We start from the raw sequence: 18010 nt of genomic DNA, 5'->3' as shown, positions 1-18010 counted from the left end.
CACCACCCCCCCCCCCACCCCCCGCCCGCTCAATACCCCCCCCCCCCCCTCGCCGCCGGGCCCCGCCCCCCCGGCCACCACGTTGCGGATATCCGCGACGATCGGCTCGGGCAGGTCGCGGCCCCAGTTCACGCCGGTCAGGTGATAGTCGCGCTCGTTCGCACCCACGCAGAAATCGCTCATGTTCGCGACCGTGCGATCGGCCACGACCTTCACCGGCTTCTTCGTGCCGACGGGGCCCAGGTAGCCGGGCGGCGTGCCGAACGTCTCGACGATCTCGGCCTCGGTCGCAAAGCGGAAGTCCAGCAGGCCCGGCACCTTCGACGCCTTCACCTCGTTCAGCTCGTGGTCGCCGCGCAGCAGCAGCAGCCAGATTTCGGCGCCCGTTTCCGTATCCTTGGCCAGCACGATCGACTTGATCGTGCGCTCCAGCGGCATGCCGAGAAACTCGGCCACGTGCTCGCACTTGGCCTTGCCCGGCGTGGACGCCTTGACCATGGCCTCGGCGGGGGCGGCCCGGCTGGCCAGCAGCGGCAGCGCCTCGGCCGCTTCCATGTTCGCGGCGTAATCGGAGGTCGGGCAGTAGACGATCGCGTCTTCGCCGGTATCGGCAATCACGTGGAATTCGTGCGAGCCGGAGCCGCCGATCGCGCCGTTGTCGGCCGCCACCGCGCGGAATTCCAGGCCGAACCGCTGGAAGATCCGCACGTATGCGTCATACATCGACTGGTACGAGACCTTGAGGCCTTCCACGTCGCGGTCGAACGAGTACGCGTCCTTCATCGTGAATTCGCGGCCGCGCATGATGCCGAAGCGCGGACGGCGCTCGTCGCGGAATTTCGTCTGAATCTGATAGAAATTGACCGGCAGCTGCTTGTAGCTGCGGATTTCGCTGCGCGCGATATCGGTGACCACCTCTTCCGAGGTCGGCTGGACCGCGAAATCGCGCTCGTGGCGGTCCTTCAGGCGCAGCAGTTCGGGGCCCATCTTGTCCCAGCGGCCCGTTTCCTGCCACAGCTCGGCCGGCTGGATCACCGGCATGGACAGCTCCACGGCGCCGGCGCGGTTCATTTCCTCGCGGACGATGTTCTCCACCTTGCGGATCACGCGCAGGCCCACCGGCATGTAGTTGTAGATGCCGGCGCCCAGCTTCTTGATCATGCCGGCACGCATCATCAGTTTGTGCGACACGATCTCCGCGTCGGCGGGCGCTTCCTTGAGCGTGGAAATGAAGAATTGCGAGGCTTTCATCCGTTGATTTCTCTGCGATCTCTGCGTAAGGTCAAATCGTTGGGCGATACGGGTGGGCAAGACGTGCAGGCAGACGCGCCTGAAACTGCCCTTGCCGCTCGGGGAAAACCAGCATTCCCCTCGCCGGGCCGACCCGCGCGCTTCCTTTATAATCGACGTAATTCTAAAGGATTCGAGGTGCAGTCATGCTCGATCGTGAAGGCTTTCGCCCGAACGTCGGCATCATCCTCATCAACGCACGCAACGAGGTCTTCTGGGGCAAGCGAATCGGCGAACATTCCTGGCAGTTTCCGCAAGGTGGCATCAAGTACGGCGAGACGCCCGAACAGGCCATGTACCGCGAGCTGCAAGAAGAAGTCGGCCTGCTTCCGGAGCACGTCAGGATTGTCGGTCGCACGCGCGACTGGCTGCGTTATGAGGTGCCGGACAAGTTCATTCGCCGCGAAATCCGCGGCCACTACAGGGGCCAGAAACAGATCTGGTTCCTGCTGCGCATGGTCTGTCGCGACTGTGACATCCAGTTGCGCGCCAGCGACCACCCGGAATTCGACGCGTGGCGCTGGAGCCAGTACTGGGTGCCGCTGGATGCGGTCATCGAGTTCAAGCGCGACGTCTACCAGATGGCGCTGACCGAGCTGTCGCGCTTCCTGCATCGCAGCCGCGTGCCGCTGAGCCCGTACGGCAACCATCATGGCGGCCATGGCCGCCACGGCGGCCAGCGCACGGCGACGTCGTCGTGCGCGCCCGCGCCAGCCATGCCATCCCATGCCGCGGCCGTATCGGCCGACCCTGCCGCGCCGGCCGATCCGGCGCCTACTGACCAAACGGAGTCCTGATGAAACGCTTTACCGGCCCGGCCGCTCGCGCCGGGCTGCTGCTTGTGGCAGCCTGCCTCGTACTGGGAGGTTGCAAGACCAATAGCAAGCAACACGATGACGGCGAGGTCGCCTGGCTCGATCCGTTCGAGAGCAAACCGTTCAAGGAAGCCGAAACCACCCTGCCGGCGCCGCCGCAGGATGCCGACCTGATTCCGTTCTCGGTCAACGACTCGGGCAACTTCGACTTCGCGGTCGATGCCAAGTCGGTCAGCGTGGGCGCCGACAACGTGGTGCGTTACACGGTGGTCATCACGAGCAAGACCGGCGCGCGGAACGTGAGCTATGAAGGCATGCGCTGCGATGCGTTCGAGCGCAAGATCTACGCGACGATGCCGACCGGCAGCAAGGAATGGGTCTCGAACCGGGGCGCGGACGACTGGCAACGGATGATGACGCGTCAGCGCAACAGCTACGCCTCGACGCTCGCGACCGACTACTTCTGCGAGGGCCGCACCGTCGCCGGCAAGCCCGAAAAGCTCGTGCGCGACCTGCGCGCGTATGCACCGACCTTCCGGCGGTGATGCTCCGGCGGTGATGCTCCGGCGGTGATGCGCCGGCGGTGATTTTTCAGCGGTGCTCCGTCGCGCCGCCCGGACTAGCGCCTCTCTTCCCGAGGGGCGCCCGCCCGGCCTTACACCAGCACCAGATTGTCGCGGTGAATGAGCTCGGGCTCGTTCAGATGGCCAAGCACCGTCTCGATCTCCGATGACGGCTTGCGCGCGATCAGGCGCGCCTCGGCGCTCGAATAGTTGGTGATGCCGCGCGCGACTTCGAGTCCCGCCGGATCCACGCACGCGATGACTTCCCCGCGCGCGAATTCTCCCTGCACTTCCACCACGCCGATCGGCAGCAGCGACTTGCCGCCGCCCGTCAGCTTTTCCACGGCGCCCGCGTCGATGATCACGCGGCCGCGCAGCTGCAGATGGTCGGCCATCCACTGCTTGCGTGCCGTGAGCCGGCCCGTCGGCGCCAGCAGCTGCGTGCCGATGGCCTCCCCCTCGGCCAGACGCTCGAGCACGTTGGCTTCGCGGCCCGACGCGATCGTCGTGTGCGCGCCGGACTTGGCCGCGCGCTTGGCCGCGAGGATCTTGGTCAGCATGCCGCCGCGGCCGATCGAGGTGCCCGCGCCGCCAGCCATCGCCTCGAGTTCGAGCGTGCCGGCCATGGCTTCGTCGACGAACCGCGCGTTGGGGTCCTTGCGCGGGTCGGCCGTATAGAGGCCGCGCTGGTCGGTCAGGATGACCAGTGCATCGCCTTCGATCAGGTTCGTCACGAGCGCGCCGAGCGTGTCGTTGTCCCCGAACTTGATTTCGTCGGTGACGACCGTGTCGTTCTCGTTGATGATCGGCACCACGCCCAGCGACAGCAGCGTCAGCAGTGTGGAGCGCGCATTGAGGTAGCGTTCGCGGTCGGCCAGGTCCGCGTGGGTCAGCAGCACCTGCGCGGTGCGAATGCCATAGCGGCCGAACTGCGTCTCGTAGACCTGTGCCAGCCCCATCTGCCCGACCGCGGCCGCTGCCTGCAGCTCGTGGATTTCGCGCGGACGGCGCGTCCAGCCCAGACGCTGCATGCCCTCGGCGATGGCGCCCGAGCTGACCAGCACCACTTCCTTGCCGGCCGCGCGCAGCTTCGCGATCTGCGCGGCCCAGCGCGCGATGGCGTCGTGATCGAGTCCCTTGCCGTCGTTGGTGACAAGGCTCGACCCCACCTTGACGACGATGCGTTTTGCCTGCGCGATGACCGATTGCATGGTGGGGTATCGAATGATGTGGGAATCAGGAAACGGTCAGGATGCCTCGGGTTCGTCGCTGGCGCGTCCCACGTTATGCAGCCGATCGTCGAGCCGGATATCGGGATCGGCCAGCGCCGCCGCTTCCGCGGCCTTGATCGCCTCCAGATGATCCTTGATCGCGTAGATCAGTTCGCGGCAGCCGTCGCCGGCCAGCGCGGAGATCTGGAAGACCGGACCCTTCCATTTGTAGCGCTTGACGAAGTCCTTCACGCGCGCGGCGCGCTCTTCCTCGGGCACCATGTCGAGCTTGTTCAGCACGAGCCAGCGCGGCTTCGCGTGGAGCTCTTCGTCGTACTTCTTCAGTTCGTTGACGATCGCGCGCGCCTCGGCCACGGGATCGACGTTTTCGTCGAACGGCGCGAGATCGACGATATGCAGCAGCAGACCGGTACGCTGCAGATGGCGCAGGAACTGGTGGCCGAGGCCGGCGCCTTCCGCCGCGCCCTCGATCAGCCCCGGGATATCCGCCACCACGAACGACTGTTCATGATCCACGCGCACCACGCCGAGATTCGGGTGGAGCGTCGTGAACGGATAGTCGGCGACCTTCGGCCGCGCGTTCGAAATATGCGAGATAAACGTCGACTTGCCCGCGTTGGGCATGCCGAGCAGACCCACGTCGGCCAGCACCTTGAGCTCGAGCTTCATCATGCGGCGCTCGCCCGGCTTGCCGTCCACCTGCTGGCGCGGCGCGCGGTTGGTACTCGACTTGAAATGCAGGTTGCCCCAGCCGCCCATGCCGCCTTCGGCGAGGCAGACGGTCTGGCCGTGCTCGGTCAGGTCGGCGATGATCTCGCCGGTGTCCATGTCGGTGATCAGCGTGCCGACGGGCATGCGCAGCGTGACGTCCTCGCCCGCGGCGCCGTAGCAGTCGGAGCCCCGGCCGTTTTCGCCGTTCTTCGCCACGTGCTTCTTCGCGTAGCGGAAGTCGATCAGCGTGTTGATATTGCGGTCGGCCTGCGCGAAAACGCTGCCGCCGCGGCCGCCGTCACCGCCATCGGGGCCACCAAACGGCACAAACTTCTCGCGCCGGAACGACGCGCTCCCGTTGCCGCCATTGCCGGCAATCGCTTCGATTCGGGCTTCGTCGATGAACTTCATGATGATTTTCCGTGTGGGCTCGGGCTGGCGGCCTCAACATTGTCGCCAGAAATGAAAAAGCCCCGCAAGCGTTGCGGGGCCTTCGTGCTGCAAAGGCTGTTATCAGGCCGCCGGAACGACGCTGACTTGCTGCTTCTTGGCAGGGCCCTTGACGGCGAACTGCACGTGGCCGTCAACCAGCGCGAACAGCGTGTGGTCCTTGCCGATGCCGACGTTTTCGCCAGCATGCACGCGCGTACCGCGTTGACGAACGATGATGCCGCCGGCGTTGATGGCCTGGCCACCGTACACCTTCACGCCCAGGCGCTTCGATTCCGAATCACGGCCGTTCCGCGTGGAACCGCCGCCTTTTTTCTGTGCCATGTCTTACTCCTGTCTAGGCCGAATATCGCTCAGGCAACGATCGTGTCGATGCGCAGCTCGGTGTAATTCTGACGATGGCCCTGACGCTTTTGATAGTGCTTGCGACGGCGCATCTTGAAGATCTTCACCTTGTCGTGACGACCTTGGGAGATCACGGTAGCCTTGACGGAAGCCCCGCTCACCAGCGGCGTACCAAACTTGATTTGGTCGCCGGCGCCCACTGCGAGCACCTGGTCCAGCGTGATTTCTGCGCCAATGTCTGCCGGTATCTGTTCTACTTTAAGTTTTTCGCCAGCAGCAACCTTGTATTGCTTGCCGCCGGTTTTTACGACCGCGTACATTGTCGAACCTCTCGATGTGAATGAAGCGAGAAATGCTGCCCGGCTTACCAATACTGCACCACGGGCTGGCGCCGCTTCTTACGCCATGATCTTCATGGTTGCCGCGACTGAATAGCCGAGACAGACCGAAGGAACCGGCAATTCTATACCAGCTTGAGGAAAAGCGCAAAGGAAACAAATAGATAGCCAGCCTCGGGCTGCCAGCGGCGGCTCAGGCACTTCACCGGGCCTGTCGCGTCAGGTCAGGTCGGCCAGCAGAAAGCCGGCCAGCGCGGCAAAGGCGATCCACCAGACGGTGCGTCGCGACTGCCGGCGGGATGCGCGGGTCTTGTCCATGCGCGCATTATAGGACCCGCGCGCAGCCATTCCCTCACATGCTTCGCATATAATCCACCGGTTTTGCGTAACGGTGATCATCTTGTCCCAGTCTTCCGCCACTGCCTTGCTTGCCCCGGTCGCTGCCGACATGCGCGCCGTTGACGCCGTCATTCGTCATCGACTGGCATCGGAAGTGCCGCTGATCGAGCAGATCGGCGAGTACATCATCGGCGCGGGCGGCAAGCGCCTGCGTCCGGTGATCCTGCTGCTGTCGGCACGCGCCTTTGGCTACGACGGACATCGCCATCATGAAATGGCGGCCGTCGTCGAATTCATTCACACCGCCACGCTGCTCCACGACGACGTCGTCGACGAATCCGAACTGCGCCGCGGCCGCGAGACCGCCAATGCGGTGTTCGGCAATGCCGCGAGCGTGCTGGTCGGCGACTTCCTCTACTCGCGCGCGTTCCAGATGATGGTCGACGCCGGCAGCATGCGCATCATGGAGATTCTCTCCAACGCGACCAACGTGATCGCGGAAGGCGAAGTGCTGCAGCTGCTCAACATGCACGATCCCGAGGTGACCGTCGAACGGTACCTGCAGGTCATCCGCTACAAGACGGCCAAGCTGTTCGAGGCCTCGGCGCAGCTCGGTGCGGTGCTGGCGGGCGCGGACGCCGCGATGGAAGAAGCCGCGGCCGAGTATGGCCGCCGCATCGGCACCGCGTTCCAGCTGATCGACGACATGCTCGACTACACCGCGAGCGCGGAGCAGATGGGCAAGAACGCCGGCGACGACCTGCGCGAGGGCAAACCCACGCTGCCGCTGCTGCATCTGCTCGAGCACGGCACGTCGGAGCAGCGCGAACTCGCGCGCGACGCGATCGTCCAGGGCGGCACCGAACACTTCGACGCGGTCTTCGCGGCCATCCATGCAAGCGGCGCGCTCGACGTGACGTTCGCGGCCGCGCAACGCGAGGCGGAAGCCGCGGAAAAAGCGGCAATGCAATTTCCCCCTTCCCAACTGAAAGAAACGCTGATAGACTTGTGTGCTTTCTCGCTGCAACGTCAGTCGTAACGACGCGAAGCAAACAACAGCGAAGAAAACACCGAAATCGGGGTGTAGCTTAGCCTGGTAGAGCGCTACGTTCGGGACGTAGAGGCCGGAGGTTCGAATCCTCTCACCCCGACCAGATTTCCTCAGAAAAGCCGCACAGCAATGTGCGGCTTTTTTGTTTTTCCGACGTTTTCCCGACGGTTGTTCCCGCGTCCATCGCGGGACTGTCACAGCCCTGCGCAAGTAGGGTTGCGGACTGTCGCGCAAACGCCAATACCCCCGCCCGCCTCGCTTTACAAAAAGTGACCCCACCGGCAAACTGGCCCGAATCCGGGACGCTTGCCCCCGCCGATCCCGCCGTAGTCAAATCGCGCGCAGCGCTGTCGCCAGCGCGCTCATACGCATCGTATTGCCATGACACTAGGCCTCGCCCTGGCGCAGAGCCGGCGGATCGCACCCGCGTTGCTTGCCCAGCTGGAACAGACGGCAAGAGAGAAGAAGACGCAGCTGATCGACGAGATCATCGCGAGCGGCACGATGAGCGCGCACGACGTCGCGATCTTCGCCGCGGACAAGTACCAGCTGCCGCTGCTCGACCTCACGCAATACAACCTCGCCCGCGTGCCGCCGGCGCTTGCCGGCAACCGCGAGTTCCACGCGCATCGCCTGCTGCCGCTGGGCCGCCGCGAGAACCGCCTGATCGTCGCGATGTCGGACCCCGCGAACCAGGCCGGCATCGACGCCATCAAGCAGAAGTTCAACCTGCCCGTGGAAACGGTGGTGGTCGAGCACGACAAGCTGATGAAGCAGGTCCGCTCGGCCGGCGAAGCGCTCGGTACGCTCAAGAATATTTCGCCCGGCGGCGTCGGCGCCACGCCGACCAAGATGATCGACTACGATCCCGTGGCCGCGGCGGGCGCGCGCAAGGGCGCCGGCAACGAGATCGACGACGCGCCGGTCGTGCGCTTTCTGCAGAAGCTGCTCACCGAAGCCTTCCAGCGCGGTGCATCCGACCTGCACTTCGAGCCGTTCGAGTTCTTCTACCGCATCCGCTTCCGCGTGGACGGCGTGCTGCAGGAGGTCGCGCGGCCGCCGCTCGATATCCGCGACAAGATCGCGACGCGGATCAAGGTGCTGTCGCGCCTCGATATCTCGGAAAAGCGCGTGCCGCAGGACGGCCGCATGAAGCTGCTGCTCACACTGCCCAAGGACAAGGACGGCAAGGAAACGATCGAGAAGGCGATCGACTTCCGCGTCTCGACGCTGCCCACGCTGTTCGGCGAGAAGATCGTGATGCGGATTCTGGAATCCTCGTCCGACAAGCTCGATATCGACCAGCTCGGCTACGAGCCGGACCAGAAGGCACTGCTGCTCGACGTGATCAAGCGCCCCTACGGCATGGTGCTCGTGACGGGCCCGACCGGCAGCGGCAAGACCGTGTCGCTCTATACGTTCCTGAACCTGCTGAACCAGGGCGACATCAATATCTCGACCGCCGAGGATCCCGCGGAAATCCAGCTGCCCGGCATCAACCAGGTCAACGTCAACGACAAGGCGGGCCTGACGTTCGCGGCCGCGCTCAAGTCGTTCCTGCGGCAGGATCCGGACATCATCATGGTCGGCGAAATCCGCGACCTGGAAACGGCGGACATCTCGATCAAGGCCGCGCAGACGGGCCACCTGGTCCTGTCCACGCTGCACACCAACGATGCGCCGACCACGCTGACGCGGCTGATGAACATGGGCGTGGCGCCGTTCAACATCGCATCGAGCGTGCTGCTGATTACCGCGCAGCGTCTTGCGCGGCGACTGTGCACGTGCAAGCGCGCGGGCGACCTGTCGCGCGACGTGCTGCTGGACGCGGGCTTCCGGGAGGCCGACGTCGATGGCACCTGGCAGCCGTATCACCCGGTCGGGTGCGAACGCTGCAACGGCAGCGGGTACAAGGGACGATGCGGTATCTATCAGGTGATGCCCATCACGGAAGCCATGCAGCAGATCATCCTCTCGCACGGCACGGCGCTGCAGATCGCCGAGCAGGCGCGTCGCGACGGCGTGCTATCGTTGCGTGAGGCTGGCCTGCTCAAGGTCAAGCAGGGGGTCACGTCACTCGAAGAAGTGCTGGCCACCACGAATACGTAGCAACGTAGCGCAAGAACGTAGCAATCCAATAAGAAATTTTTGTCGGGGGTCACAACATGGCGACGCGCGCACCAGCGGCGGGCGCCCGGACGGCGGCGCCGTCCCGGGCAACAGGAACGAAGGGGCGGAAGGCGCCCACGCAGTACATCTTCGAATGGGAAGGCAAGGACCGGAAGGGCAAGTCCTTTACGGGCGAGCAGCGCGCCGAGAGCGCGGCGGAGGTCACCGCCACGCTGCGCAAGCAGGGCCTGACGGTCGTCAAGCTCAAGAAGCGCAAGGCGGCGCGCGGGCGCAAGATCACCGAGAAGGACATCGCGTATTTCACGCGCCAGCTCTCGACGATGCTCAAGGCCGGGATCCCGCTGCTGCAGTCGATCGACATCATCGCGCGCGGCCATGCGAATCCGAACTTCACGCAGCTGCTGTCCGATATCCGCTTCGACATCGAGTCCGGCAGCAGCATGGCCCAGGCGTTCCGCCGCCAGCCGAAATATTTCGACACGCTCTATTGCAACCTCATCGACGCCGGCGAACAGGGCGGTATTCTCGATGCGCTGCTCGAGCGGCTGTCGCTGTACATGGAGAAGTCCATCGCGCTGAAAAGCCAGATCAAGTCCGCGATGATCTACCCGATCGCGGTGCTGACGGTGGCGTTCGCGGTGACCGTCATCCTGATGCTGTTCGTGATCCCGGCGTTCAAGGGGGTGTTCTCGAGCTTCGGCGCGGCGCTGCCGGCGCCCACGCTGGTCGTGATCGGCATCTCCGACTTCTTCGTCGCGAACTGGTACATCATCGTGTTCGCGCCGATCCTCGCCATCGTCGGCTACTTCCGCGCGCGAAACAAGTCAGAGAAGGTCCAGCGCTTCCACGACCGCGTGCTGCTGCGGCTGCCGATCTTCGGCAGCCTGTTCCGCAAGGCCGTGATCGCCCGCTGGACGCGAACGCTGGCCACGATGTTCGCGGCCGGCACGCCGCTCGTGGAATCGATGGAATCGGTGGCCGGTGCCGCTGGCAACTGGATCTATTACGATGCCACGCGCGATATCGAACAGGCCGTGCGTATCGGTACCAGCCTGACCAACGCGATGCAGGCCACGCACGTGTTCGACAACATGGTGCTGCAGATGACGCAGATTGGCGAGGAATCGGGTGCGCTGGACAATATGCTGCTCAAGGTGGCCGAGTTCTACGAGCGCGAGGTCGATGACGCCGTGGCCGCGATCTCGAGCCTGATCGAGCCGCTGATCATCGTGATCCTCGGCGTACTGATCGGCGGCATGGTGGTGGCGATGTATCTGCCGATCTTCAAGCTGGGACAGGTGGTGTAACGCATGCTGCAGGTATCGGAGCTGGCGGCGCTGCCGCCGGCCTTTCTCGTCTTCGCGGCCGGACTGATCGGCCTGGTGGTCGGCAGCTTCCTCAACGTGGTGATCCACCGGATTCCGCGCATGATGGAATACGACGAGGCGAACTACATCGCCGAGTTGCGGGGCGAACCGCTGCCCCACCCCGGCCGCTACAACCTCGTGGTGCCGCGCTCGGCGTGTCCGCACTGCGGGCACCAGATCGCGGCATGGGAGAACATCCCCGTCGTCAGCTATCTGTTCCTGCGCGGCCGCTGCGCGAGCTGCAAGACGCGCATCAGCGTGCGCTACCCGCTCGTGGAACTGGCCAGCGCCGCGCTCAGCGCGCTGGCGATGTGGCATTACGGACCGACCGTGCAGGCGCTGGCCGCCATCGTCATGATCTGGGCCCTGATCGCGCTCACGATGATCGACGCCGATACCCAGCTGCTGCCGGACCAGATCACGCTGCCGCTGCTGTGGCTCGGCCTGCTGCTGAACCTCCAGGGCCTGTTCGTGCCGCTCGCCGACGCCGTGATCGGCGCCGCGGCGGGCTACCTCGTGCTGTGGGCCGCCTACTGGCTGTTCAAGCTCGTGCGGGGCAAGGAAGGCATGGGCTATGGCGACTTCAAGCTGATGGGCGCGCTCGGCGCGTGGTTCGGCTGGCAGGCCCTGCCCGCGCTCGTGCTGCTGTCCTCGGTGGTCGGCGCGGTGTTCGGCATCCTGATGCTCGTCGTGCGCCGCCAGGGACGCGAGACGCCGTTTCCGTTTGGGCCGTTTATCGCCGGAGCCGGCCTGATCGTGCTGTTCTTCGGCGCGGATCTCCTGCCATTGGCGCTGAGCATTCACTGACTTGCTGTATCGTTGTGGCATCGACGACTTTCTCCCTGCCGCACGCATGCTCGAAATCGGACTGACCGGCGGTATCGGCTCCGGCAAGACCCGGGTGGCCGACCTGTTCGCCGCCCGCGGCGCGGCGCTGATCGACACCGACCTGCTCGCGCACGAGATCACGGCGCCGGGCGGCGCGGCCATCGCCCCGCTGGTGGAGGCCTTCGGGCCCGCATGCCTGCGCCCCGACGGCGCGATGGATCGCGATGCGATGCGCGCGCGCGTGTTTTCGGACCCGTCAGCCAAACGCACGCTCGAATCCATCACCCATCCGCTGATCCGCACGCTGACGATGGCACGCGCCGAGGCCATCCGCGCCGCGGGGGCGCACCCCTATCTGATCTACGTGGTGCCGCTGCTCGTGGAGTCCGGCACCTGGCGCGAGCGCGTGGGCCGCGTGCTCGTGGTGGATTGCAGCGAAGCGACCCAGATTGCGCGCGTGATGGCGCGCAACGGCTTTACGCGCGAACAGGTGGAGGCCATCATGCGCCGGCAGGCCACGCGCAGCGCACGGCTGGCCTGCGCGGACGATGTGATCGACAACGACGGGCCGCCCGAGGCGCTGCCTCCCCAGGTCGAGCGGCTCGACGCGCTGTATCGGCGCAAGTGATTGCAGCAAGTGATTGACCCAAATGATTGACCCAAGTGATCGACGCAGATGATCGACGCCGATGACGATCGTCGGATTTCGTAACAATTGGATTTGTCCTCGCGCCCCGACTCGCATAGAATGCGCTGAAAACAAGCGGGAAATATCGCAATTCAGCGACACAGCCGCTTCTGCCGCACCGCGGCCCGCAGCACGGACAACCACTTGATCCTGTACGAATATCCTTTCAACGAACGAATCAGGACGCTTCTGCGACTGGAAGACCTGTTCGATCGGCTGGATTATTTCCTCGCGCAGGAACACGCCCTGCAGCACCATGTCGCGATCACGACGCTGTTCGAGATCATCGACGTGGCAGGCCGCGCCGACCTCAAGACTGACCTGATCAAGGAACTCGAGCGGCAGCGCCAGGCGCTGGCGCCGCTGCGCGCGAACCCGCAGATCGATCAGGACGCGCTCGTGGCCGTGATCTCCGAGATCGAACAGGGCATCACCGCGCTGAACCAGACCTTCGGCAAGGCCGGCCAGTTGCTGACCGAGAACGAATGGCTGACGAGCATCCGCAGCCGCGCGATCATTCCGGGCGGCACCTGCGAATTCGACCTGCCCGCCTACTACGCCTGGCAGCATCGCCCGGCCGAAGACCGCCGCGCCGACGTCCTCAAGTGGGCGCGGCCGCTGGCTTCGCTGCGGATGGGCGCCTCCATCGTGCTGCGGCTGCTGCGCGAATCGGGTCAGAGCGGCAAGGTCATCGCGACCGGCGGCAGCTACCAGCAGATGCTGTCGGGCCGCAGCTACCAGTTGATGCAGGTCTACCTCGACGAATCGCTGCTGGCGTTCATCCCCGAGATGAGCGCGAACAAGTACATGCTCTGGGTCCGCTTCACCCAGCAGGACGGCGACATGCGGCCGCGCTCGGTCGACGCCGATATCCCGTTCCTGCTCAAGCTGTGTAATTTCTGAAGTTGCAGACTCAAGAACGCCGATGCCTGCCGTAGTCAAATGCCCTACCTGCGGCACCGATGTGGAATGGGTGCCCGAGAACAAGTTCCGGCCTTTCTGCTCCAATCGGTGCAAGCAGATCGACCTCGGTGCCTGGGCCGCCGAGAAGTACGTGATCGGTGGCAAACCCGGCGAGACCCCCTCGCCGGACCTGCCCGAAGATCCCGAAGACTGAAGCCCGGCGGCGCTAGTAAGCGGCCGCCAGCACCCGCCGGCAAAACGCCACGCACACGAGCACGAACACCGCGAGGCCCAGCCACTGGGCCGTCGCCGCAAAGCCCTCGCCGACGAGCGCGAGCGGCGCTTCATGGCCCGACAGGCCGATGACCGCGGCCAGCGCCACACCGACCAGACTCTCCCCGACGATCAGCCCCGACGCAAGCAGCGTGCCGCGGCGCTCCGCATGCTCGAGCGCCTGTTGCACGTCGTCGCCGCGTGCCTGCGCGCGGCGGCGTTCGGCGCGCATCAGCCACCATGACAGCACCGCGCCCACCACGAGCGCCGAACTGATCGTCGGCGGCAGGTAGATGCCGATGCCGACGGCGAGCACGGGCAGGCGCGCCACGCCGCCCCGGCGGCGCAGCGCCTCGTCGATCGCAATCAGCACCACGCCGAGCGCGACGCCGATCAGGATCATCGCCCAGTTGAGCTGATGCGTGAAAATGCCGGTGGCGATCGCCGTCATCAGCGTGGCCTGCGGCGCCGCCAGCGCCTGGTTCGGATCCATGTCCGGACGCGGCAGTGCCCCCGCGAAGCCATACGCGTGATACAGCAGCTCCAGCACTGGCGGGATGACCGCGGCACCGACCACGCAGCCGATCAGCAGCGCCACCTGCTGGCGCCACGGCGTCGCACCGACGAGCCAGCCCGTCTTGAGATCCTGGAGGTTGTCGTTGGAGATCGAGGCTACCGCGACCACCGCCGATGTCGTGAAGATGGCCAGCGCGATCGCGAACTTGCCCCCCTCGGGCGTCCCAAGCAGACCGTCGAGCGTGCCCACGCCGAGAATCAGCAGGGAGACCAGGATCACCGCAATGATCCCGATGCCCGAAATCGGGCTTGCCGACGATCCGACCAGTCCGGCCATATAGCCGCACGCCGCCGCGACAAGGAAGCCGAACACGAACGCGAACAGTACCGCGCAGGCGACCAGCCGCCATGCGGGGCCCGTGGCGAGCGGCGCCGGTGCGAGGAAGTATCCGAACGTGATGGCCAGCACGGCCACGAGCAGGAGCGTCAGCAGGCCGATCCACCGTGCGGGGAGGTCGCGCTGCGTACGCGGGAGATCTCCCGCGCCGGCAGCTCCGGTCTGCGCGCCACGCCGCAGCGAACCGAACGACGCCCCCATGGACGCGCGCACGCCATCCACCATCGGCTTGAACAGCGTGGCCAGCGTCCAGATGGCCGCGATCGCGATCGTGCCGGCGCCGATAAAGCGTGCCTGCGTGCTCCAGATCTTTGTACCGAAGGCGGCCAGCGTCGCATCGGCCGGCATCGGCGTGATGGCCGTCAGCCACGGTACCGCGATGCCCCACGTAAGAAACAGCCCGAGCAGCATCGCCATGCCGCCGACGATGCCCACCAGATAGCCCGCGCCCACGAGCGCGAGCGAGAAACCCATGGACAGCCGCACGATCGAGGCGCCCACGGCCAGCCATGCATTGGCCCCCTCCGCCAGCACGCGCAGCCCGCCGGCGGCAAAGCTGAACAGGCCCGCGGCCAGACCGCCCGCCACGAGGTCCGCGAGGCCCGTCGAGGATCGGGTGCCGGCCTCCTGCGACGCACTGCCGACGCGCAGGATCTCGGCCGCCGCGACGCCTTCGGGATACGGCAGGTCGCTGTTGACGACCATCGCATGGCGCAGCGGAATGCTGAAGATCACGCCGAGCATGCCGCCCGCCGCGCAGATCGCGAGCGTTTGCCAGAACGGAAAGCCCTGCCAGTGTCCCAGCATGACGAGGCCCGGCAGGATGAAGATGATCGAGGACAGCGTGCCCGCGGCCGAGGCCTGCGTCTGCACCATGTTGTTCTCGAGGATATTGGCCCCCGGGAACAGGCGCAGCACCGCCATCGAGATGACGGCGGCGGGAATCGCCGAGGAGAAGGTCAGGCCGACCTTGAGGCCCAGGTAGATATTGGAGGCCGTGAAGACCACCGTGATGAGCGCGCCGAGGATGACGCCGCGCAAGGTCAGTTCAGGCAGGGAAATATCGTCGGCAACACGTTCGACACGCTGCATGCGGACACTCCGGTGGTAGTGGAAAGCGCGCTCTGCCCGGCGCGTTTCAACGACTTGCTGCTTCCTCCGCGAGCCATTCGACCACGGGAATCGTGGCCGGCAACAGCGGCGTGACCGCCACGGGTACCGATTGCCAGGCGAATGCCTGGCCCTCACGGCCGACGGGCTCCCCCCGCCATGCCGTGACCTTGCAGAAATACAGCCGCACATAGGCGTGCGGGTAATCGTGTTCGAGCACGCGCCACTGCTCGCTTTGCAGCACGTCGAGCCCGAGCTCCTCGTGGAGCTCGCGCGCAAGCGCCGCCTCGACCGACTCGCCCGGCTCCAGCTTGCCGCCAGGGAATTCCCAGTAGCCTTCGTATGGCTTGCCCGCCGGCCGCTGCGCCAGCAGGAAACGCCCGTCCGGCTGCACCATCACGCCGACGGCGACTTCCGTGACCTTGCGCGGCTGCGCGGGCTGCCCCGTCATGTCGCCGCTCATGCGTACGGCTTGCCGTGCTTGCCGCCCCAGTCGCGCGCGAACTGCCACGCCACACGGCCGGACCGCGAACCGCGCTCGAGCGCCCACACGAGCGCATCGCCGCGCGCCGCGGCAATGTCTTCCTCGGTGCAGCCGAAGTGCGACAGCCAGTGGCCGACGATGGCCAGGTATTCGTCCTGCTTGGGCGGGTAGAACGACAGCCACAGCCCGAAGCGCTCGGACAGCGAGATCTTTTCCTCGACCACTTCGCCCGGATGGATCTCGCCATCGTCGGTATGCCGGTAGGTCTCGTTGTCCTTCATGTACTCGGGCAGCAGGTGGCGGCGGTTGGACGTGGCGTAGATCAGCACGTTGTCCGACTGCGCGGCCACCGAGCCGTCGAGCGCCGACTTCAGCGACTTGTAGCCCGACTCGCCATCCTCGAACGACAGGTCGTCGCAGAAGATCACGAAGCGTTCGGGACGCTGCGACAGCTGCTCGACGATATCGCCGAGGTCGCCGAGGTCATCCTTGTCCACCTCGACCAGCCGCAGGCCGTCCTTCACGTAGGCATTGAGGCAGGCCTTGATCAGCGACGACTTGCCGGTGCCGCGCGCGCCCGTCAGCAGCACGTTGTTGGCCGGCAGGCGGTTCACGAACTGGCGCGTGTTGGCCACGATGGCATCCTTCTGGCGCTCGATGTTCTTGAGGTCGTCCAGATGGATCGGCGGCAGCTGTTTGATCGCCTGCAGATAGCCGATATTGCCGAACAGGCTCTGCCGCTTGCGCCAGCGGAATGCGACCGCCTCCTGCCAGTCGGCGTCGGTCAGCTGCGGCGGCAGCCATTGTTCGAGTCGGGCGAGAAAGGCGTCGAGGCGATTGGCAAGGTCGGACATGGCGGGGCGAATGGAAAGATCAGGAGCGGTAATCGGCGTTGATGGACACGTAGTCGTGCGACAGGTCGCAGGTCCACACGGTGGCCTCGGCGTTGCCGCGGCCCAGTGCCACGCGTACCGTGATCTCGGCCTGCTTCATCACGCGCTGGCCGTCCTCTTCCCGGTAGTCGGGATTGCGGCCACCGTCGCGCGCGACCCAGACGTCGTCCAGCCACAGGTTCACGCGGTTCACGTCGAGGTCGTTCACGCCGGCATAGCCGATCGCGGCCAGGATACGGCCCAGATTGGGGTCCGATGCGTAGAACGCGGTCTTGACCAGCGGCGAGTGCGCGATCGCGTACGCGATCTGGCGGCACTCGGCCACGCTATTGCCGCCTTCGACGCGAATCGTCATCAGCTTGGTAGCGCCCTCGCCGTCGCGCACGATCATCTGCGCGAGCTCCTGCGCCAGCGAGGTCACGGCCTCCTTCAGCGCGGCGAATGCGGCGCCGTCGGCCTGCCCGATGGTCACGCCCGACTTGCCCGTCGCGATGAGCACGAACGAGTCGTTGGTCGAGGTGTCGCCATCGATCGTGATGCTGTTGAACGAGTGGTCGGCCGCGTGCGACACGAGCTGCTGCAGCACAGGCTGCGCCACGCCCGCGTCCATCGCGATAAAGCCGAGCATCGTCGCCATGTTCGGGCGAATCATGCCCGCGCCCTTGCTGATGCCGCTCAGCGTCACGGTCTTGCCGTCGATCTGCACCGTCCGCGATGCCGCCTTCGGCTGCGTGTCGGTCGTCATGATCGCCTCGGCGGCCGCGAGCCAGTTGTCCGGCCTGGCGTTGGCGATCGCGGCCGGCAGGCCGGCGGTGAGCCGATCCACGGGCAGCGGCTCGAGGATGACGCCGGTCGAGAACGGCAGCACCTGGTCCGCCCGGATACCGAGCTGGGCGGCCACCGCATCGCACGTCGCGCGCGCGGCCACGAGGCCCGGCTCGCCGGTGCCGGCGTTGGCATTGCCCGTGTTCACCACGAGCGCGCGAATCCCCTTGCCCGCGGCCAGATGTTCGCGGCACACCTGAACGGGCGCCGCGCAGAAACGGTTCTGTGTGAACACGCCTGCCACCGTGCTGCCCTCGGCCACGCGGACCACGAGCACGTCCTTGCGGTTGGCCTTGCGGATGCCTGCCTCGGCCCAGCCGAGCTCGACGCCGGCCACGGATTTCAGGTTTTCTGCCTGCGGCAGCGGAAGGTTGACGGCCATGTGCGATACCTCTGCGAAGATTGTTCTGAGTGCTACTGACGAACATGCCCGCATCGCGCGGGCATGAACGTGTTCTACGG

General features: G+C 65.7%; 18 protein-coding genes and 1 tRNA gene. 10 read left to right on the top strand and 9 right to left on the bottom strand.

Annotated elements, in window-relative coordinates:
- Window positions 1-1251: proline--tRNA ligase (locus tag AAHB16_RS28995; protein ID WP_342052603.1), on the bottom strand; the 1251-nt coding region annotated here is incomplete at its 3' end.
- Between the two features lie 185 nt (window positions 1252-1436).
- Here AAHB16_RS28995 and AAHB16_RS28990 point away from each other — a divergent pair.
- Complete coding sequence (locus tag AAHB16_RS28990; RefSeq protein ID WP_150370662.1) at window positions 1437-2087, top strand: RNA pyrophosphohydrolase; 651 nt, start codon at window positions 1437-1439, stop codon at window positions 2085-2087.
- Window positions 2087-2650 carry a CNP1-like family protein gene (locus tag AAHB16_RS28985; RefSeq protein WP_150370661.1) on the top strand — a complete coding sequence of 188 codons (564 nt, stop codon included), beginning with the start codon at window positions 2087-2089 and terminating at the stop codon, window positions 2648-2650. The genes AAHB16_RS28990 and AAHB16_RS28985 overlap by 1 nt, the downstream gene beginning before the upstream one ends.
- Window positions 2651-2760: 110 nt before the next feature.
- On the opposite strand, the gene proB is transcribed toward AAHB16_RS28985, so the two are convergent.
- The 4 genes from proB to rplU form a co-directional block, all read right to left on the bottom strand.
- Entirely contained in the window at window positions 2761-3879 is a 1119-nt protein-coding gene (proB, locus tag AAHB16_RS28980; RefSeq protein WP_150370660.1) for a glutamate 5-kinase, read from the bottom strand.
- Window positions 3880-3915: 36 nt separating this feature from the next.
- Entirely contained in the window at window positions 3916-5022 is a 1107-nt protein-coding gene (gene obgE, locus AAHB16_RS28975) for a GTPase ObgE (protein WP_150370659.1), read from the bottom strand.
- Between the two features lie 102 nt (window positions 5023-5124).
- Entirely contained in the window at window positions 5125-5385 is a 261-nt protein-coding gene (gene rpmA, locus AAHB16_RS28970) for a 50S ribosomal protein L27 (protein ID WP_092142104.1), read from the bottom strand.
- 29 nt (window positions 5386-5414) lie between these two features.
- Complete coding sequence (rplU, locus tag AAHB16_RS28965) at window positions 5415-5726, bottom strand: 50S ribosomal protein L21 (RefSeq protein WP_109580057.1); 312 nt, start codon at window positions 5724-5726, stop codon at window positions 5415-5417.
- Between the two features lie 466 nt (window positions 5727-6192).
- Between rplU and AAHB16_RS28960 the strand changes: the two genes are divergently transcribed.
- The 8 genes from AAHB16_RS28960 to AAHB16_RS28925 all read left to right on the top strand — a co-directional run bounded on the left by AAHB16_RS28960 (window position 6193) and on the right by AAHB16_RS28925 (window position 13264).
- Window positions 6193-7122 carry a polyprenyl synthetase family protein gene (locus AAHB16_RS28960; protein WP_150373675.1) on the top strand — a complete coding sequence of 310 codons (930 nt, stop codon included), beginning with the start codon at window positions 6193-6195 and terminating at the stop codon, window positions 7120-7122.
- 38 nt (window positions 7123-7160) lie between these two features.
- Window positions 7161-7237: transfer RNA gene (locus AAHB16_RS28955), tRNA-Pro, on the top strand.
- A gap of 278 nt (window positions 7238-7515) precedes the next feature.
- Window positions 7516-9243: a type IV-A pilus assembly ATPase PilB gene (pilB, locus tag AAHB16_RS28950; protein ID WP_150370658.1), complete on the top strand. Its 1728-nt coding sequence runs from the start codon at window positions 7516-7518 to the stop codon at window positions 9241-9243.
- Window positions 9244-9299: 56 nt separating this feature from the next.
- A complete protein-coding gene (locus tag AAHB16_RS28945) occupies window positions 9300-10571 on the top strand; it encodes a type II secretion system F family protein (RefSeq protein WP_342052602.1) in 1272 nt (423 codons plus the stop codon).
- A gap of 3 nt (window positions 10572-10574) precedes the next feature.
- Entirely contained in the window at window positions 10575-11438 is an 864-nt protein-coding gene (locus AAHB16_RS28940; RefSeq protein WP_342052601.1) for a prepilin peptidase, read from the top strand.
- Window positions 11439-11484: 46 nt separating this feature from the next.
- Window positions 11485-12087 carry a dephospho-CoA kinase gene (coaE, locus tag AAHB16_RS28935; protein WP_150373672.1) on the top strand — a complete coding sequence of 201 codons (603 nt, stop codon included), beginning with the start codon at window positions 11485-11487 and terminating at the stop codon, window positions 12085-12087.
- Between the two features lie 204 nt (window positions 12088-12291).
- Entirely contained in the window at window positions 12292-13050 is a 759-nt protein-coding gene (zapD, locus tag AAHB16_RS28930; protein WP_150373671.1) for a cell division protein ZapD, read from the top strand.
- A gap of 22 nt (window positions 13051-13072) precedes the next feature.
- Complete coding sequence (locus AAHB16_RS28925; protein WP_342052600.1) at window positions 13073-13264, top strand: DNA gyrase inhibitor YacG; 192 nt, start codon at window positions 13073-13075, stop codon at window positions 13262-13264.
- A 12-nt stretch (window positions 13265-13276) separates the two neighbouring features.
- Here AAHB16_RS28925 and AAHB16_RS28920 read toward each other — a convergent pair whose 3' ends face one another.
- From AAHB16_RS28920 to argJ, 4 genes are read right to left on the bottom strand one after another with little or no spacing between them, the layout of a single operon-like run.
- Window positions 13277-15328, bottom strand: a complete 2052-nt coding sequence (locus AAHB16_RS28920; RefSeq protein WP_342052599.1) for an OPT family oligopeptide transporter — start codon at window positions 15326-15328, stop codon at window positions 13277-13279.
- Between the two features lie 46 nt (window positions 15329-15374).
- On the bottom strand, window positions 15375-15809 hold the full coding sequence (locus tag AAHB16_RS28915) for an NUDIX domain-containing protein (RefSeq protein ID WP_150373668.1): 435 nt from the start codon (window positions 15807-15809) through the stop codon (window positions 15375-15377).
- Window positions 15806-16684 (bottom strand): ATP-binding protein, encoded by an 879-nt coding sequence (locus AAHB16_RS28910; RefSeq protein ID WP_109580048.1) that lies wholly within the window; start codon window positions 16682-16684, stop codon window positions 15806-15808. Before AAHB16_RS28910 ends, AAHB16_RS28915 begins: the two co-directional genes overlap by 4 nt.
- A gap of 19 nt (window positions 16685-16703) precedes the next feature.
- On the bottom strand, window positions 16704-17930 hold the full coding sequence (gene argJ, locus AAHB16_RS28905) for a bifunctional glutamate N-acetyltransferase/amino-acid acetyltransferase ArgJ (protein WP_150373667.1): 1227 nt from the start codon (window positions 17928-17930) through the stop codon (window positions 16704-16706).
- Window positions 17931-18010 lie beyond the last annotated feature (80 nt).

This window comes from Cupriavidus sp. OTU4054 (genome assembly GCF_038440175.1).
In the GTDB taxonomy this organism is placed as follows: Bacteria; Pseudomonadota; Gammaproteobacteria; order Burkholderiales; family Burkholderiaceae; genus Cupriavidus; species Cupriavidus pauculus_D.
The sequence above is the reverse complement of the archived record's forward strand: the minus strand, read 5'-3'. Positions and strand labels throughout refer to the sequence as shown.

Bases quoted from the DNA above. Each gene is read 5' to 3' on its own strand.
- AAHB16_RS28990 (WP_150370662.1), top strand. From the start codon at position 1,437: ATGCTCGATCGTGAAGGCTTTCGCCCGAACGTCGGCATCATCCTCATC.
- AAHB16_RS28985 (WP_150370661.1), top strand. From the start codon at position 2,087: ATGAAACGCTTTACCGGCCCGGCCGCTCGCGCCGGGCTGCTGCTTGTG.
- proB (WP_150370660.1), bottom strand. From the start codon at position 3,879: ATGCAATCGGTCATCGCGCAGGCAAAACGCATCGTCGTCAAGGTGGGG.
- obgE (WP_150370659.1), bottom strand. From the start codon at position 5,022: ATGAAGTTCATCGACGAAGCCCGAATCGAAGCGATTGCCGGCAATGGC.
- rpmA (WP_092142104.1), bottom strand. From the start codon at position 5,385: ATGGCACAGAAAAAAGGCGGCGGTTCCACGCGGAACGGCCGTGATTCG.
- rplU (WP_109580057.1), bottom strand. From the start codon at position 5,726: ATGTACGCGGTCGTAAAAACCGGCGGCAAGCAATACAAGGTTGCTGCT.
- AAHB16_RS28960 (WP_150373675.1), top strand. From the start codon at position 6,193: ATGCGCGCCGTTGACGCCGTCATTCGTCATCGACTGGCATCGGAAGTG.
- pilB (WP_150370658.1), top strand. From the start codon at position 7,516: ATGACACTAGGCCTCGCCCTGGCGCAGAGCCGGCGGATCGCACCCGCG.
- AAHB16_RS28945 (WP_342052602.1), top strand. From the start codon at position 9,300: ATGGCGACGCGCGCACCAGCGGCGGGCGCCCGGACGGCGGCGCCGTCC.
- AAHB16_RS28940 (WP_342052601.1), top strand. From the start codon at position 10,575: ATGCTGCAGGTATCGGAGCTGGCGGCGCTGCCGCCGGCCTTTCTCGTC.
- coaE (WP_150373672.1), top strand. From the start codon at position 11,485: ATGCTCGAAATCGGACTGACCGGCGGTATCGGCTCCGGCAAGACCCGG.
- AAHB16_RS28925 (WP_342052600.1), top strand. From the start codon at position 13,073: ATGCCTGCCGTAGTCAAATGCCCTACCTGCGGCACCGATGTGGAATGG.
- AAHB16_RS28920 (WP_342052599.1), bottom strand. From the start codon at position 15,328: ATGCAGCGTGTCGAACGTGTTGCCGACGATATTTCCCTGCCTGAACTG.
- AAHB16_RS28915 (WP_150373668.1), bottom strand. From the start codon at position 15,809: ATGAGCGGCGACATGACGGGGCAGCCCGCGCAGCCGCGCAAGGTCACG.
- AAHB16_RS28910 (WP_109580048.1), bottom strand. From the start codon at position 16,684: ATGTCCGACCTTGCCAATCGCCTCGACGCCTTTCTCGCCCGACTCGAA.
- argJ (WP_150373667.1), bottom strand. From the start codon at position 17,930: ATGGCCGTCAACCTTCCGCTGCCGCAGGCAGAAAACCTGAAATCCGTG.